The 15,098-nt window shown below is 60.3% G+C and carries 14 protein-coding genes and 2 pseudogenes; 15 read left to right on the top strand and 1 reads right to left on the bottom strand.

The window, feature by feature from the left end; translation table 11 throughout:
• Nucleotides 1-10: 10 nt before the first annotated feature.
• Complete coding sequence (locus CH74_RS18705; RefSeq protein WP_156181567.1) at nt 11-157, bottom strand: hypothetical protein; 147 nt, start codon at nt 155-157, stop codon at nt 11-13.
• A 47-nt stretch (nt 158-204) separates the two neighbouring features.
• Here CH74_RS18705 and hemA point away from each other — a divergent pair.
• From hemA to CH74_RS16220, 15 genes and pseudogenes are all read left to right on the top strand, one after another.
• Nucleotides 205-1,490 (top strand): annotated as a pseudogene (gene hemA, locus CH74_RS16285) (glutamyl-tRNA reductase).
• Nucleotides 1,487-2,575, top strand: a complete 1,089-nt coding sequence (prfA, locus tag CH74_RS16280) for a peptide chain release factor 1 (RefSeq protein ID WP_048308585.1) — start codon at nt 1,487-1,489, stop codon at nt 2,573-2,575. The pseudogene hemA and the gene prfA overlap by 4 nt, the downstream one beginning before the upstream one ends.
• Nucleotides 2,572-3,411, top strand: coding sequence for a peptide chain release factor N(5)-glutamine methyltransferase (gene prmC, locus CH74_RS16275; protein ID WP_048308583.1), 840 nt, complete (start codon nt 2,572-2,574; stop codon nt 3,409-3,411). Before prfA ends, prmC begins: the two co-directional genes overlap by 4 nt.
• Nucleotides 3,412-3,510: 99 nt before the next feature.
• Nucleotides 3,511-4,017 carry an Lrp/AsnC ligand binding domain-containing protein gene (locus CH74_RS16270; RefSeq protein WP_048308581.1) on the top strand — a complete coding sequence of 169 codons (507 nt, stop codon included), beginning with the start codon at nt 3,511-3,513 and terminating at the stop codon, nt 4,015-4,017.
• A gap of 34 nt (nt 4,018-4,051) precedes the next feature.
• Nucleotides 4,052-4,813: a molybdopterin-synthase adenylyltransferase MoeB gene (locus CH74_RS16265; RefSeq protein WP_048308579.1), complete on the top strand. Its 762-nt coding sequence runs from the start codon at nt 4,052-4,054 to the stop codon at nt 4,811-4,813.
• Between the two features lie 13 nt (nt 4,814-4,826).
• Nucleotides 4,827-5,786, top strand: a complete 960-nt coding sequence (locus tag CH74_RS16260) for a LysR family transcriptional regulator (protein WP_048308578.1) — start codon at nt 4,827-4,829, stop codon at nt 5,784-5,786.
• 34 nt (nt 5,787-5,820) lie between these two features.
• On the top strand, nt 5,821-6,681 hold the full coding sequence (purU, locus tag CH74_RS16255; RefSeq protein ID WP_048308577.1) for a formyltetrahydrofolate deformylase: 861 nt from the start codon (nt 5,821-5,823) through the stop codon (nt 6,679-6,681).
• Nucleotides 6,682-6,869: 188 nt separating this feature from the next.
• On the top strand, nt 6,870-8,195 hold the full coding sequence (locus CH74_RS16250) for an aspartate aminotransferase family protein (RefSeq protein ID WP_216594788.1): 1,326 nt from the start codon (nt 6,870-6,872) through the stop codon (nt 8,193-8,195).
• A 26-nt stretch (nt 8,196-8,221) separates the two neighbouring features.
• Nucleotides 8,222-9,717 (top strand): annotated as a pseudogene (locus tag CH74_RS16245) (CoA-acylating methylmalonate-semialdehyde dehydrogenase).
• A 176-nt stretch (nt 9,718-9,893) separates the two neighbouring features.
• Nucleotides 9,894-11,270, top strand: coding sequence for an NAD-dependent succinate-semialdehyde dehydrogenase (locus tag CH74_RS16240; protein WP_048308575.1), 1,377 nt, complete (start codon nt 9,894-9,896; stop codon nt 11,268-11,270).
• Nucleotides 11,271-11,419: 149 nt separating this feature from the next.
• Nucleotides 11,420-12,571 (top strand): FAD-binding oxidoreductase, encoded by a 1,152-nt coding sequence (locus tag CH74_RS16235; protein ID WP_253273101.1) that lies wholly within the window; start codon nt 11,420-11,422, stop codon nt 12,569-12,571.
• Complete coding sequence (locus CH74_RS19725) at nt 12,493-12,711, top strand: hypothetical protein (protein ID WP_367379134.1); 219 nt, start codon at nt 12,493-12,495, stop codon at nt 12,709-12,711. Before CH74_RS16235 ends, CH74_RS19725 begins: the two co-directional genes overlap by 79 nt.
• A gap of 54 nt (nt 12,712-12,765) precedes the next feature.
• Nucleotides 12,766-13,941 carry an ABC transporter ATP-binding protein gene (locus CH74_RS16230; RefSeq protein ID WP_048308574.1) on the top strand — a complete coding sequence of 392 codons (1,176 nt, stop codon included), beginning with the start codon at nt 12,766-12,768 and terminating at the stop codon, nt 13,939-13,941.
• Nucleotides 13,942-13,951: 10 nt separating this feature from the next.
• On the top strand, nt 13,952-14,872 hold the full coding sequence (locus CH74_RS16225) for an ABC transporter permease (protein WP_048308573.1): 921 nt from the start codon (nt 13,952-13,954) through the stop codon (nt 14,870-14,872).
• Nucleotides 14,869-15,098, top strand: a 230-nt coding sequence (locus tag CH74_RS16220; RefSeq protein WP_048308572.1) for a spermidine/putrescine ABC transporter permease, incomplete at its 3' end; no start/stop codon positions are given. The genes CH74_RS16225 and CH74_RS16220, both read left to right, overlap by 4 nt.

Raw genomic sequence — 15,098 nt, 5'->3', positions numbered from 1 at the left:
TCCTTCCTCTTCAGGGAGCATCACCGACCATCAGGGCCGTGACGATAGGATTGCCGCTCAGCATACCGGCTTGATCGGCCCGGGCAAAGCGATGCGCCGAGTAACCTGCCGTAATGAAGCGGGTGTGATAAACTATTGCGCCAAATATCCTTTCCATCCGATTTCTTGCTATCTATTCATGGTCTCGATGCTAGTGACGCTGCAATGACGCTTCTTGCGCTGGGAATCAACCATAATACCGCCTCCATTGAGGTGCGCGAGCAGGTTGCCTTCGATCCGAGTCAGCTGGAAAAAGCGCTTGGAGAGCTCAAGCGTCTGCCTCATGTGCGTGAGGCAGCCGTATTGTCGACCTGCAATCGAACCGAGCTTTACTGTGTCACCGGTGAACACGGTGAGCAGGCGATTCTCGATTGGCTGAGCGGCTTTCATGGTCTGACGGTGACTCAGCTGACCCAGTGCGCCTATCATCATCTCGACGATGAGGCGGCCCGGCATCTCATGCGTGTGGCCTCGGGGCTCGATTCGATGGTGCTCGGCGAGCCGCAGATACTGGGGCAGATCAAGTCGGCCTATCAGCAGGCTCACGACTATCAAGCCTCGGCGGTGAGCTGGAGCGCTTGTTTCAGCATGTTTTCGCCGTGGCCAAGCAGGTGCGCACCGAAACCGGTATCGGTGAAAACCCGGTCTCCGTCGCCTACGCCGCGGTCAGTCTGGCGAATCGTATCTTCGATGATTTGTCCAGCTCCCGGGTACTGTTGATCGGTGCGGGCGAAACCATTCAGCTGGTGGCCCGGCATCTCAAGGAGGCGGGCATTCAGGAAATGGTCGTCGCCAACCGCACCCGCGAGCGCGCTGCGACTTTGGCTCAGGAAATCGATGGCAAGGCCATTTCTCTAAGTGAAATTCCCGACGAGCTGCCCAAAGCCGACATCGTGATCACGTCCACCGCCGCTCCCCTGCCGATCCTGGGAAAGGGCATGGTGGAGCGCGCGCTGAAACTGCGGCGCTATCGGCCCGTCTTCATGGTGGACATCGCCGTGCCCCGGGATATCGAGCCTCAGGTCGGTGAGCTCGAGGACGTCTTCCTGTACACCGTCGATGATCTGCAAGAGGTGATCGAGGAGAATCGCCGTCATCGCCAGGTCGCGGCGGATCAGGCGGAGGAGTTGATCACCCTGGGGGTGGAGAGCTGGCTGCACGAACGCCGGGTGCGCGGCGCCGGCGATATCATCCGCCGCTATCGGGAACATGGCGACGCCTTGCGCCAAGCGTCCGAGGACAATGCCCTGGCGCAGCTGGCCAAGGGGCAGGACCCGGAAAAGGTCATTCGCCGCCTGACCCAGCAGCTCACCAACAAGTTATTGCATGGCCCGACACTGCGCATACGAGAAGCCTCCGGTGCACAGCGCCATGACCTCATTCAAGCGGCGGAGCAGCTGCTGCTCGATCCGGCAGCCTCTTCCCAGGATTCACAACAGGACCCTTCATGAAAGCGTCACTGCGCAATCGGCTGGAAAGTCTTCAGGAACGCTTCGAGGAGCTGGCGGCGCTGCTTGCCGACCCTGACGTGATCGCTGAACAGACGCGGTTTCGCGACTATTCGAGAGAGTATGCGGAACTCGACGAACTCACCGCCGCCTGGCGTGAATATCATCAGGTGGAGCAGGACGTGGAAGACGCGGTTCAACTGAGCGCCGATGGAGACGCGGACCTGCGGGAACTGGCTCAGGAGGAAGCCCGGGAAGGGCGTGAGCGCCTCGACGTGCTGGAAGAGCGCCTCAAGAAACTGCTGGTGCCCAAGGACCCGGACGATCATCGTAACGTCTTTCTCGAGGTGCGCGCCGGTACAGGAGGAGACGAGGCCTCGCTGTTCGCCGGCGATCTGTTTCGCATGTACTCCCGCTATGCGGAAAAGTTGGGCTGGAAGATCGAGGTTGTCAGCGCAAGCCACGGTGAACAGGGCGGTTACAAGGAAATCATCGCTCGGGTGCGGGGCGAGGGTGTCTATGCCCGGCTCAAGTTCGAATCCGGGGCGCATCGAGTACAGCGCGTACCGGCCACGGAGTCCCAGGGGCGTATCCATACCTCCGCCTGTACCGTGGCGATCATGGCGGAAGCGGACGAGGTCGGGGATATCGACATCGACCCGAACGATCTACGGGTGGATACCTTTCGCTCCAGCGGCGCCGGGGGGCAGCACGTCAACACCACGGACTCGGCCATTCGCATCACCCATTTGCCCAGCGGCGTGGTGGTGGAGTGCCAGGAAGAACGCAGCCAGCACAAGAACCGCGCCAAGGCGATGTCATTGCTGGCGGCGCGCCTGAAACAGAGCGCCGTGGCCAGTCAGCGCCAGCAGCAGGCGGATACCCGCCGCTCATTGGTGGGTTCCGGGGATCGCAGCGAGCGCATTCGCACCTACAACTTCCCCCAGGGGCGGCTGACGGATCATCGCATCAACCTGACCCTGTACAAGCTCGGTGAGGTGATGGCCGGTGAGCTGGACGAGGTTATCGAGCCGCTGATCAACGAGTATCAGGCCGAACGCCTGGCTGCACTTCAGGACGGCGGATGACCATCGAGCAGCTGCTGATTCAGGCGGCTAAACGTCTGAATAGCGCAGGGTCATCAACATCTCGGCTAGACGCAGAGGTGTTGTTGGGGCATGTGTTGAAGCGAGATCGCACCTGGCTCTATACCTGGAGCGACCGTGAGGTAGAGAATGCCGAGCTTGCTCGATTCGAGACGCTTTTAAAGGCTCGGGCCTCCGGCGAACCCATTGCCTATCTGATCGGTGAGCGGGAGTTCTGGGGTCTGCGTCTGCAAACCCATGCCGCCAGTTTGATTCCACGTCCGGACACGGAATGCCTGGTGGAAGCAGCCTTGGCCAAAGCTCGGAACAAGCGCGGGCGAGCGCTGGACCTGGGCACCGGCAGCGGCGCCATCGCCCTGGCCTTTGCCAGCGAGCGCCCGGGATGGCAGGTAATCGGGGTCGATCGCGTGAGCCAAGCACTGGAGCTGGCCCAGGCAAACGCAGCGCGATTGGGTATCCTCAACGTCGAATTCATCGAAAGCGACTGGTTTGCGGCGCTTTTTGATCAGCGTTTCGAGCTGATTCTGGCCAACCCCCCTTATCTGGCCCCGGACGACCCTCATCTTGAGCAGGGCGATGTGCGTTTTGAACCGCGCTCGGCTCTGGTCGCCGCGGAGAACGGCCTGGCGGATTTGCGTCATCTGGTCATCACCGCAGGGGCGCACCTCGAGCCCCAGGGATGGCTGCTGCTCGAGCATGGCTGGACCCAAGGCGAAGCCGTTGGTGAAGCACTGCGTGACGCGGGCTACCAGGAAGTCACGACGCTTGTCGATCTGGCAGGTCAGCCCCGGGTATCCTTGGGGCAGTGGGTATCTTGAAGAGCACCTTGAGACCAGCGTGGAATGGCAAACTAGAGCCCTGGCAAGCGAGTGTGATAGTGGTAGGCGATCGATGCCCGATTGAAAAAGACCATGACAATGAAAACCAAAACGCGCCCGCTGGATCGTATCGATCTCAAGATTCTCAACGTCTTGCAGGAAAACGCCCGCATCTCCTACGTGGATCTTGCCTCCGAGGTAGGGCTTTCGACGACCCCTTGTCTTGAGCGGGTCAAGCGCCTTGAACGCGTCGGCATCATTCGCGGCTACAAGGCCCTGCTCGATCCGACGGCGCTGAAGGCCAACCTGCTGGTGTTCGTCGAGATCAGCCTCGAAACCCAGTCGCCGACGGTATTCGACGAATTTCGCCGGGCCATTGCCAAACTGCCCCAGATCCAGGAGTGCCATCTGGTGTCCGGACAGTTCGACTATATTCTCAAGTGCCGCATTCCCGAAATGTCCGCCTATCGTCAGCTGCTTGGTGACGTGGTGCTGACCCTGCCCGGGGTCAAGGAGTCCAAAAGCTATGTGGTCATGGAGGAGGTCAAGGAGGCGTTCACGTTGCCGATCCCCGAGTTCGAGCAGTGGAGCAATGACTCGGCATGACAGATCCGTTTTTTGAGAGAAGCCAAGGTGAACCATGAATGATCAAGCGCTATTGCGTTACAGCCGGCAAATAATGCTGCCCCAGGTCGATATCGCCGGTCAGGAGCGTCTGCTTGCCGGGCATGCGGTGATCGTCGGGGCCGGTGGGCTGGGATCGCCGGTAGCGCTTTATCTTGCGGCGGCAGGGGTGGGACGTCTGACCCTGATCGACGATGACGTGGTGGAACTCTCCAATCTGCAGCGTCAGATCGCTCACGGCGAGGCGGATCTTGGCCGGGCCAAGGTCGACTCCGCCGCCGCCGCGGCCCAGGCGCTCAATTCCGACTGCCGGATCGACGTCATTGCCCGGCATTTGGATGAAATGGCTCTAAGGGAGGCGGTGGAAAATGCAGATGTCGTGCTGGACTGCACCGATCGCTTCTCCAGCCGATACGCCATCAACCGCGCCTGTCTCGGGGCCCGCAAGCCGGTGGTGTCCGGCGCCGCCATACAGTTTTCCGGGCAGCTGGCAGTGTTCGATCTGCGAAACAAGGAAAGCCCCTGCTACGCTTGCCTTTATCCAGCAGGCGAAGCGGGCGAACGAAGCGACCAGGAAATGCGCTGTGCCGAGAACGGCGTCATCGCGCCGCTGGTGGGCATGATCGGTACCTTTCAGGCGCTGGAGGCAATGAAGATTCTGAGCGGCGCCGGAACGCCCCATCAAGGACTTTCCACCTTCGATGGCTTGAGCGGCGAGTGGCGGCGTTTTTCCGTGTCTCGAGACCCGCAGTGCAGCGTATGCAGCGTGAAAGGGTGAGCAAGTAACCCCCATGGAGCGCTCATCCCTTTCTTCAAACCAGATTGCCTTGAGCCAGGTCAGCGACTTCGATATTCGCTTGCTGCGGGTGTTCAAGACCGTGGTGGAATGTGGCGGCTTTACCGCAGCGGAGCCGACCCTGGGTATCAGCCGTTCCGCCATCAGCCTGCACATGAGCGACCTGGAAAAGCGCCTGGGGCTGCGGCTATGCCAGCGTGGGCGCGGCGGTTTCTCGCTGACGGAGGAAGGGCGTCAGGTGCATGGCGCCGTGCTCACCTTGCTTGCATCTCTCGAGACCTTTCGCACCGAGGTCAATGGCTTGCACCAGACCCTGCGGGGCGAGCTCAATATCGGCATCACCGACAACCTGGTCAGCAAGCCCGAGATGCGCATCACTCATGCTTTGGCGGCGCTCAAGGAGCGCGGCCCGGAGGTGCGGATCAACATTCACATGGAATCCTCGGACACCATTGCCCAAGGAGTATTGGACGCCCGCCTGCATGTAGGGGTCGTGCCGGAAGTCAATCTGCTTGCCAGTCTCGACACCCACGCGCTTTATGATGAGCGCTCGCTTCTTTACTGCGCCGATACCCATCCGCTCTTCACAATGCCTGATCATGAACTCACATCTTCCTGTCTGAATCGGCAGGATGCAGTGATTCCCAGCTATCCATTGCCACCGGTTGCGCGGGCCGCCCATGCCGCTCTCAATGGCACCGCCAGCGCCTCGGACCGGGAGGGCGCCGTTTTCCTGATTCTGACCGGGCGCTATATCGGCTATCTGCCGGCTCATCTCGCCGCGCCCTGGGTTGCGGCAGGTCGCCTCAAGGCACTGGCCCCAGACGACTGCCACTACCTGACGCCCTTCGTGGTCATCACCCGACGCGATCGGCGCTTTCATCGCGTACTCGAGGCATTTCTTGAAAGCCTGGAAAGCCAGGACAACCAAGACAGCGGCGACGCCTCGCCATGAGTCATTCATCCTGTTGAAGTCTTGGAGCCATAACATGAAGAACAAGCCCTCTTATATTCTCAAGGCCACCTGCCCAGGGCGTGTCGGTATCGTCGCCGCCATCAGCGGCTTTCTCGCCGATCGGGGCTGTTTCATCACCCAGTTCCATGAATTCGACGATCTGGACTCCGGACGCTTCTTCTCCACCATCGAGTTCGTGTTCGATGGAGAGCATTCCCTCAGCGCCGAACGGCTCAAAGCGGACTTCGAAGCCACCGCATTGCGCTTCGACATGACCTGGGAAATCCACGATGCCTCCCAGCCGACCAGGGTGCTGGTGATGGTATCGAAATACGATCACTGTCTGCGGGATCTGCTTTATCGTCAGGAGAGAGGTGAGCTGAACGTCGAGTTCACCGCCATCGTCTCCAATCACGAGGACCTGCGCGCCATGGCCTCCCATGCAGGCATCAACTACATTCATCTGCCGGTGACCCAGGACAACAAGGCCGGGCAGGAGGCGCGGCTGTTGGAGATCATCGAGGAGACTGGAACCGAGCTGGTGGTGCTGGCGCGCTACATGCAGGTGCTTACCGATGGGCTCTGTCAACGACTGGCCGGGCGCTGCATCAATATCCACCATTCCTTTCTGCCCGGCTTCAAGGGGGCCAGGCCCTATCATCAGGCCTACGCCAGAGGCGTGAAACTGATCGGCGCCACGGCACATTATGTGACCGCCGATCTCGACGAGGGCCCGATCATCGAACAGATGGTCGAGCGGGTGAGCCACATTCACGACGCTCGCCATCTGACCCAGGTTGGCCGTGACATCGAGGCTCAGACCCTGTCCCGAGCGGTGAACTACCACGTGCACCACCGCGTGTTTCAGAACGGGCTGCGCACCGTGGTGCTATGACTCTTGGTACGAACTCCTGACGCCTTGAGCTGAAATACGCTTACGTCAACGTTTCCTGACGTAACGTAAGCGATCGTGAATTTTTCCAGGCCGAAAGCTGGGCCATGCTTAAGGAATATTCCCGATACGAGGAGAACAGGGCCATGCTGGACACCACCGATCACGCCGTAAGTTCGAGTTCTACGCCGATGGCGCAAAAGCCGCCGGCCACCGCACTCAATCAGCACTACTGGATGCCCTTCAGCAGCAATCGGGATTTTCATGCCAATCCGCGGGTCATCGCCGGGGCGGAAGGGCGCTATTTCATCGACGACCAAGGGCGCAGGCTGTTCGACTCCCTGTCCGGGCTCTGGACCTGCGGCGCCGGCCACAATCGCGCCGAGATTCAGCAGGCGGTGGCCAAGCAGCTGGGCAGCCTGGACTTTGCCCCGGGCTTTCAGGTGGCGCACCCCTTGGCGTTCAAGCTGGCGGAAAAGATTGCCAGCCTGACGCCGCAAGGGCTCGATCATGTGTTCTTCACCGACTCCGGTTCCGAAGCCGCGGATACGTCCATCAAGATGGCCAAGGCCTACTGGCGACTCAAGGGCAAGCCGGAGAAGACCCGACTGATCGGCCGCGCCAAGGGCTATCACGGCGTCAACATCGGCGGCACCAGCCTCGGCGGCATCGGCGGCAACCGCAAGCACTATGGCCAGCTGATGGACGTCACCCATCTGCCTCACACCCTGCAGTCGCATCTGGCCTTCACTCGGGGCCAGGCGGAGACCGGCGTGGAGCTTGCCGATGCCTTGCTCGATCAGATCGCCCTGCACGATGCCTCGAACATCGCCGCGGTGATCGTCGAGCCCATGGCCGGCTCCGCCGGGGTCATCGTACCGCCCAAGGGCTATCTCGATCGCCTGCGCGAGATCTGCACTCAGCACGATATCCTGCTCATTTTTGACGAGGTGATCACCGCCTTCGGCCGCAGCGGCGCCCGTACCGGAGCCGAGGCCTTCGGCGTCACGCCGGACATCATGAACATCGCCAAGCAGCTGACCAACGGCGCGGTGCCCATGGGCGCGGTGATCGCGTCAAATGAGATTTACGACACCTTTATGCAGGCCGGTGGGCCCGAGCATGCCATCGAATTTCCCCACGGCTATACCTACAGTGGTCATCCCGTGGCCTGCGCTGCGGGTCTGGCCGCACTCGAGCTGTTCGAGCGGGAGGACTTTCCTGCCCAGGTGCGTGCCATCGCTCCGGTGTTCGAAGACAAGCTGCATGCGCTGAAGGGTCGTAACCACGTGCTGGACATTCGCAACTACGGTCTTGCCGGGGCCATTCAGCTGGCACCGCACAGCAGCGACCCGACGCTGCGCCCACGCAATGCGCATATGGCGCTCTGGGAGGCGGGTTTCTACGTGCGCTACGGCGGCGATACCCTGCAGTTCGGCCCGCCCTTCGCCTCCACGCCGGAAGAGCTAGAACGCCTATTCGATGCCGTGGCCACCACCCTTGATCGGCTGGATTAAATCCAAATACAACATAGGAGACAACAATGGAGCAGATTTCACATCTGATCGGCGGTGAACGTGTCGACGGTGCCAGGACGCTTGACGTATCCAATCCTTCGACGGGCCAGGTGATTCGCCAGCTGGCCTGCGCCGACACCGCTACCGTGGAGCAGGCCGTGGCGGCAGCCAAAACAGCATTTCCCGCTTGGCGCGATACGCCGCCGGCCAAACGTGCCCAGGTCATGTTCCGCTTCAAGCAGCTGCTCGAGCAGCACGCGGAGCGGCTGGTGCAGCTGGTCAGCGAAGAGCACGGCAAGACCCTGGAAGACGCCATGGGCGAACTCAAGCGCGGCATCGAGAACGTCGAATACGCCTGCGGCGTGCCGGAACTGCTCAAGGGCGAGTATTCCCACAACGTGGGGCCGGGGATCGATGCCTGGTCCAATTTCCAGCCGCTGGGGGTGGTCGCCGGCATCACGCCCTTCAACTTCCCCGCCATGGTGCCGCTGTGGATGTATCCGATGGCCATCGCCTGCGGTAATACCTTCATCCTCAAGCCCTCGGAAAAAGACCCGACCTCGTCCCTGGCCGTGGCGGAACTGCTGCAAGAGGCCGGCGCCCCCAAGGGCGTGATCAACGTGGTACATGGCGAACGCGAAGCCGTGGAAGCGCTGCTCGACGCCCCGGACGTCAAGGCGATCTCCTTTGTCGGTTCTACTCCCATCGCCGAGAGTCTCTACGCCCGCGGTGCGGCCTCCGGCAAGCGGGTCCAAGCCTGGGCGGGGCCAAGAACCATGCCGTGGTGCTGCCAGACGCGGACATCGATAACGCCGCCACAACCCTGATGGGCGCGGCTTACGGCAGCTGCGGCGAGCGCTGCATGGCAATATCCGTGGCGGTTTGCGTAGGCGACGACACCGCCGATCGTCTGATCGAGACCTTGCAACCCAAGATCGCCGAGCTGAAGGTCGGGCCGGGCACCGATAAGGGGCTCGATATGGGGCCGTTGGTCACCAATGAACACCGGGACAAGGTGTTGGGGTATATCGAGGACGGTGTGCGCTCCGGTGCCGATCTCGTCACCGACGGGCGCGACCTTAGCGTGCCCGGCCATGAGGACGGTTTTTTCCTCGGCGGCTGCCTGTTCGACAAGGTGTCCCCGGAAATGCGTATCTATCAGGAAGAAATCTTCGGGCCGGTGCTTTGCGTGGTTCGCGTCGATAGCCTGGACGCTGCCATCGAGCTGATCAACGCCCACGAATACGGCAACGGCACCTGCCTGTTCACTCGTGACGGTGAGGCAGCGCGGCGTTTTGCCGACCGGATCGAAGTAGGCATGGTGGGTATCAACGTGCCGCTACCGGTGCCGGTGGCCTACCACAGCTTCGGCGGCTGGAAGCGCTCTCTGTTTGGCGACCTGCACGCCTACGGTCCGGATGCGGTGCGCTTCTACACCCGGCGCAAGGCGGTCTCCCAGCGCTGGGCGGCGCCTTTCGAGAAGGCCCATGCGGAGTTCAACTTCCCCTCCGGCGGCAGCTGATCGAGCCCTTGAGTCGACCATGGGCGGCCCGTGCCGCCCATTGCGCAAGCGCGTGAATAGTAGAAGACAGTCTTCAAGGATTTGTCGGGAGGCTATCTTGTGTCTGAGAATGCCACTTGATCCTACTATTTTCGTTGCCCATGAACGGGCTGCGACAAGCACTCGAAGGAGGCATCATGAGCCACTATCAGGTCGTTAATCCCGCCACCGGCGAAAAACTCGCCACTTACCCCACCGCCACGGACGAGCAGGTTCAGCAGGCAATCACCAGCGCCGAAAGCGCTTATCGCGAATTATCACGCACTACCGATGTGGCCAAGCGGGCGGCGCTTCTCAAACGGGTAGGGCAGCTGCACGCGGAGCGGCGTGAAGAACTCGCGGCCATCATCGTCAAGGAGATGGGCAAGCCTATCGATCAGGCCCAGGGTGAAATCGACTTCTGTGTCGATATTTACAACTACTACGCGGACAACGCCGAGGCCTTCTTGGCGGATGAGCCCATTGCGTCCCCGGCCGGTGGCAAAGCGTTCATTCGGCGTCAGGCGCTAGGTGTGCTCATCGGCATCATGCCGTGGAATTTTCCTTTTTATCAGGTGGCGCGTTTTGCCGGGCCGAACCTGGTGCTGGGCAATACGATTGTGCTCAAGCATGCGCCCCAGTGCCCGGAATCCGCGTTGGCACTGGAAAGTATTTTCAACGATGCAGGCTTTCCGGAAGGCGCCTATGTCAACGTCTTTGCGACCAATGAACAGGTCGCCGACATCATTGCCGACTCTCGGGTTCAGGGGGTTTCGCTGACCGGCTCCGAACGGGCGGGGGCAGCCGTTGCCGAGATCGCAGGGCGCCATCTCAAGAAGGTCGTACTGGAACTCGGCGGCTCCGATGTCTTCCTGGTGCTCGATACGGACGATATCGATGGTGTCGTCGAGATGGCCGTGGCGGGGCGTCTGGAGAACAGTGGCCAGGCCTGCAATGGCTCCAAGCGTATTTTGGTGATGGAGGACATCCATGATGAATTCGTCGAAAGATTCGCTGCCGCCATGGCGGGGATAGAGCCTGCCGATCCTACTGCTGAAGGCGCCGCGCTAGGTCCGCTCTCTTCTGAAAATGCTACTGCAACTCTCAAAGGGCAGGTGAAGAGGGCAATCGAACAGGGGGCCGTGGCCAAGGTGGGCGGTGAGGACCCGGAGGGCAATTTCTTTGTACCCACGGTGCTGACCCAGGTCACCCCGGATATGGATGCCTACCATGAGGAGCTATTTGGGCCAGTGGCGGTGGTCTACAAGATTGCCAGTGAAGAGGAGGCCATCGAGCTTGCCAACTCGTCGCCTTTTGGTCTTGGCTCCATCGTGGTATCGAAAGATCAGGACAAAGCGCTTCGGGTTGCCGATCGGCTCGAAGTGGGCATGGTTTTCATCAATGAAGTCGGCGGTGAAGCGGCAGAGCTACCATTTGGCGGCGTCAAGCGCAGTGGTTTCGGACGGGAACTGGGCCGCTTCGGCATTGATGAGTTCGTTAATAAAAAGCTCATTCGGATAAAAGACCAGGTCTGAATCGTTCTACGTTCGTCTCGTTGCGGTGAATGCCTGGTATTTTATACTTGACACTCCTGCGGGGTTTGATGCAAGACTGTCAACAAGCATTCGAAAACGGTCGCAGAATTCAACAACAACAGCGAGTCGCACTGGACCAGGAAAATACTATGATTGCTGCCCCCGGACCTTATCGTCCCGCCTCTTATTACAATGCCAGTATCGCAGTCAATCTGGCGCCGGCCCCGCCCTTGGAAGGCGATATCAAGGTCGATGTCTGCGTTGTCGGAGGCGGGGTGACCGGATGCTCCACGGCGTTGCACCTGGCTGAGCGCGGTTATTCGGTGGTCTTGCTTGAAGCCGGTGAAATTGGCTATGGCGCATCGGGCCGAAGCGGCGGACAGATCCTGCCGGGACTAGGCACCGAGCTTGAGGTGGTCGAGAAGGCGCTGGGTCTCGAGCGGGCTCGGGAAATATGGGAAATGAGCCGTGAATCGGTACGCCTCACCGAGCAGCTCATAAAGCGCCATGACATCCCTTGCGATCTCACCTGGGGCTATGTCAACGCCGCGATCAAACCCCGCCATGTACGTGACTTGCATGGGTTTCAGGAAAGCATGGCCCAGCGCTACGACTATCATTCAATGACTTTTCTGGAAGGCGATGCCCTGCGTGAGCGGGTCGTGAGCGATGCCTATCTGGCAGGCCTTCACGATGCAGAAGGTGGTCATCTGCATCCCCTCAACTATACCCTCGGCTTGGCTCGGGCCGCTCAGAAGGCGGGGGTTGTCATTCACGAGCACAGCGCCGCGATCACTGTCGAGCGCGGTCAACCTGCTCGGGTGACTACCGCTCAAGGGCGGGTGAGCGCGGACTTCATAGTAGTGGCTGCCAATGCCTATTTGGGAGGGTTGCTGCCTGAATTGAGCGGGCGCATCATGCGCGCCGCCAATTACATCGTCGCCACCGAGCCCTTGAGCGATGAGCAGGTTGCTCAAGTTCTGCCCCAGAACGATGCCCTCTCGGATACCAATTTCGTTCTGGATTACTATCGACTGTCCGCGGACAAGCGTCTGATTTACGGCGGAGAGGTCAGTTACGATGGGCGCGAGCCGCGAAAGCTCGAGGCCCGCATGGATGCCAAGATCGCCGGCCTGTTTCCCGCGTTAAAGGCACCAGAATCGACTATCGCTGGGGCGGCGATGTCGCCATTACCGTCAATCGCGCGCCGGATTTCGGACGCTTGGATAGTAACGTCCTCTACGCCCAGGGTTACTCGGGGCACGGTATGTCACTGGCCGGGCTTGCAGGTCAACTATTGAGCGATGCCATTGCCGGCCAGGCCGAACGCTTCGATGTGTTCGCCGCCATGCCTCATCGCCGGTTTCCGGGGGGAAGCCTGCTACGCCAGCCGCTACTGGTATTGGCCACCAATTTCTATAAATTGCGGGATCGATTGTAGTTTCGGGGCGGCCTACTTCTCCGACACACGACGACAAGAATGGGAGAATAATGCATGGATCATTCCACCACGGCTCCTGATGCTGCCGAACATGATAAAACGAAGAACGAAGCAGAGAGCAAAGCGGAGAGTCGTTCTGATAGCACCCGTCAGAGCGGCGAGCGCGAGCGCCGCGAGCCTTCCTCGATCGAGCTCAAGGGGCTGCACAAGCGTTTTGGCAAGGACACCGTGGCCCTGGACGATGTCGATCTGACGATCGAGGCCGGTGAGTTTTTTACCCTGCTTGGCCCCTCGGGCTGCGGCAAGACCACGTTGCTGCGCATGCTTGCCGGCCTGGAAGAGCCCGATGCCGGTCATGTCTGTATTGGCGGTCAGGATGTCACCGATATTCCGCCTCACAAGCGTAGCGTCAATACCGTCTTTCAATCCTACGCGCTATTTCCTCACCTTTCGGTACGCGAGAATCTGGCGTTTGGCCTGCGCATGCGAGGGGATTCGAAAAAGGAACAGCGGCGCAAGGTGGATGAGGTCGCCGAGTTCATTCAGCTAGGTTCTCTGGTCGAGCAGCCCGTCAATCAGCTCTCCGGCGGGCAGCGCCAGCGTATTGCCCTGGCGCGCGCGTTGATCTGCGAGCCCAATGTACTGCTGCTGGATGAGCCTTTGTCCGCACTAGATGCAGGGCTTCGGGGCCAGCTTCAGGTCGAGCTGCAGCGCATTCAGAAGCGCCTGGGCATGACCTTCGTGTTCGTGACCCATGATCAGGATGAAGCCATGGTAATGTCGGATCGCATCGCCGTGCTCGATGGCGGCATCATCCAGCAGGTTGGCTCACCCAACGAGGTTTACGAACATCCCTGCAATGCATTCGTGGCCCGCTTCATGGGCCACGACAATCTCTATGCCGTTCACGCAAGCGAGAGCGACTGGGTGGATACGGAGCTGGGTCGCCTGCGACTCGATCCCGCCGAGCAGCGTGAAGAGCAGGACGGCTGGCTGCTGATTCGCCCCGAGACCCTGGAGCTCAACGTGGAGGTTCCCGAGAATTACAACCAGCTGCAAGGCAAGGTCATGGAGCGGCTCTACCGCGGAAGCCACGTGGAGTATCGCCTGGAAGTGGAAGGGGTGACCATGATGGCCACGGCGAGCAACGTAGGGCAGCGTCTGCTCAATGTGGGTGATCAAGTGACAGTTGGCGTTTGTCCTGACGATCTGGTGCGGGTCGCATCCTGAGGAGACGATAATGGTGGAATCTTCAAGAACCGCGTCTCGAAGCCGAGCTGTCATCGGTGAGTCGCAACACCTGCTTTTCAGTGTGGCGCCGGGTGCGATCTGGATCGTGGTGTTCCTGGTACTGCCGAGTCTGTACCTCATGGCGGTGGCCTTCATGACCAATGGTCCCTACGGCCTGCCGCAAATGCCGCTGACCTTGGATTCTTTCGAACGGTTGGCGGGCTTTGGCTTTCTGGGCTGGAGTCCGGGCAATCTCTACACGCTGTTGCGCTCCCTATGGCAAACCCTGCTTGCGACGGTTCTCGTCGTGATCGTGGCCTATCCCATCGCCTATTACATCACCACCTGCCGTGTGAAGTGGCGCGCCATCATGCTGCTGCTGGTGGTGGTACCTTCCTGGACCAATCAGGTCATTCGCACCTTCGGCTGGATGAATCTGCTGGCCCCGGGCACGCCGCTTTCCGATCTTGCCCAGTGGTTGGGGTTCATTCCTCCCAACATGGGGCTTTACCCCTCTAACTTTGCCGTCACTCTGGGGCTGGTCTACAACTTCCTGCCCTTCATGGTGCTGCCGCTCTATGCGGCCTTCGAGAAGCTCGACACGGCCCAGGTACAGGCGGCTCAGGATCTCTATGCCTCACCAATGCGTACCTTCTGGCATGCGGTTTTCCCTCAGACATTGCCAGGACTTCTGGCAGGTACGGTGCTAGTGGCGATTCCGGCCTTCGGCATGTACGTGATTCCTGAACTGCTCGGGGGTGGCAAGGGCATGATGCTGGGCAATCTAGTCGCCAATCAGTTTGCCGGGGGCTCCAACTGGCCTCTAGGCGCCGCCGGCGCCATTCTGATGCTGATTGCCACCTTCATTGGCTTGTTTGCCATGCGCCGAATCGGTAAACGCCTGGGTGGCGGTGAAGAGGTGGTGATATGAAAAAACGTACCTTGCAGCGTGGCCTGAGCGGCTTCTGGTGGCTGACCCTGGTCTTTCTTTATCTGCCCTTGGCGGTGGTGGTGTTCTTCTCTTTCAATGCGGCCAATAGCGCCGCTCGTTTCACCGGCTTCTCCTTGCGCTGGTACGAGCGTCTGCTGGGTAACGATCAGATCATCTCCGCTTTCTGGAACAGCATGGTGCTGGCGATCGTGTCGTCGGTACTGGC

Source organism: Halomonas sp. PR-M31 (genome assembly GCF_001039575.1).
In the GTDB taxonomy this organism is placed as follows: Bacteria; Pseudomonadota; Gammaproteobacteria; order Pseudomonadales; family Halomonadaceae; genus Modicisalibacter.
Note: the sequence above shows the minus strand (reverse complement) of the source record. Positions and strands in the feature narration are given on the sequence as shown.

Excerpts from the sequence above, each read along its gene's own strand:
- CH74_RS18705 (WP_156181567.1), bottom strand. The coding sequence starts at position 157 with ATGGAAAGGATATTTGGCGCAATAGTTTATCACACCCGCTTCATTACG.
- prfA (WP_048308585.1), top strand. The coding sequence starts at position 1,487 with ATGAAAGCGTCACTGCGCAATCGGCTGGAAAGTCTTCAGGAACGCTTC.
- prmC (WP_048308583.1), top strand. The coding sequence starts at position 2,572 with ATGACCATCGAGCAGCTGCTGATTCAGGCGGCTAAACGTCTGAATAGC.
- CH74_RS16270 (WP_048308581.1), top strand. The coding sequence starts at position 3,511 with ATGAAAACCAAAACGCGCCCGCTGGATCGTATCGATCTCAAGATTCTC.
- CH74_RS16265 (WP_048308579.1), top strand. The coding sequence starts at position 4,052 with ATGAATGATCAAGCGCTATTGCGTTACAGCCGGCAAATAATGCTGCCC.
- CH74_RS16260 (WP_048308578.1), top strand. The coding sequence starts at position 4,827 with ATGGAGCGCTCATCCCTTTCTTCAAACCAGATTGCCTTGAGCCAGGTC.
- purU (WP_048308577.1), top strand. The coding sequence starts at position 5,821 with ATGAAGAACAAGCCCTCTTATATTCTCAAGGCCACCTGCCCAGGGCGT.
- CH74_RS16250 (WP_216594788.1), top strand. The coding sequence starts at position 6,870 with ATGGCGCAAAAGCCGCCGGCCACCGCACTCAATCAGCACTACTGGATG.
- CH74_RS16240 (WP_048308575.1), top strand. The coding sequence starts at position 9,894 with ATGAGCCACTATCAGGTCGTTAATCCCGCCACCGGCGAAAAACTCGCC.
- CH74_RS16235 (WP_253273101.1), top strand. The coding sequence starts at position 11,420 with ATGATTGCTGCCCCCGGACCTTATCGTCCCGCCTCTTATTACAATGCC.
- CH74_RS16230 (WP_048308574.1), top strand. The coding sequence starts at position 12,766 with ATGGATCATTCCACCACGGCTCCTGATGCTGCCGAACATGATAAAACG.
- CH74_RS16225 (WP_048308573.1), top strand. The coding sequence starts at position 13,952 with ATGGTGGAATCTTCAAGAACCGCGTCTCGAAGCCGAGCTGTCATCGGT.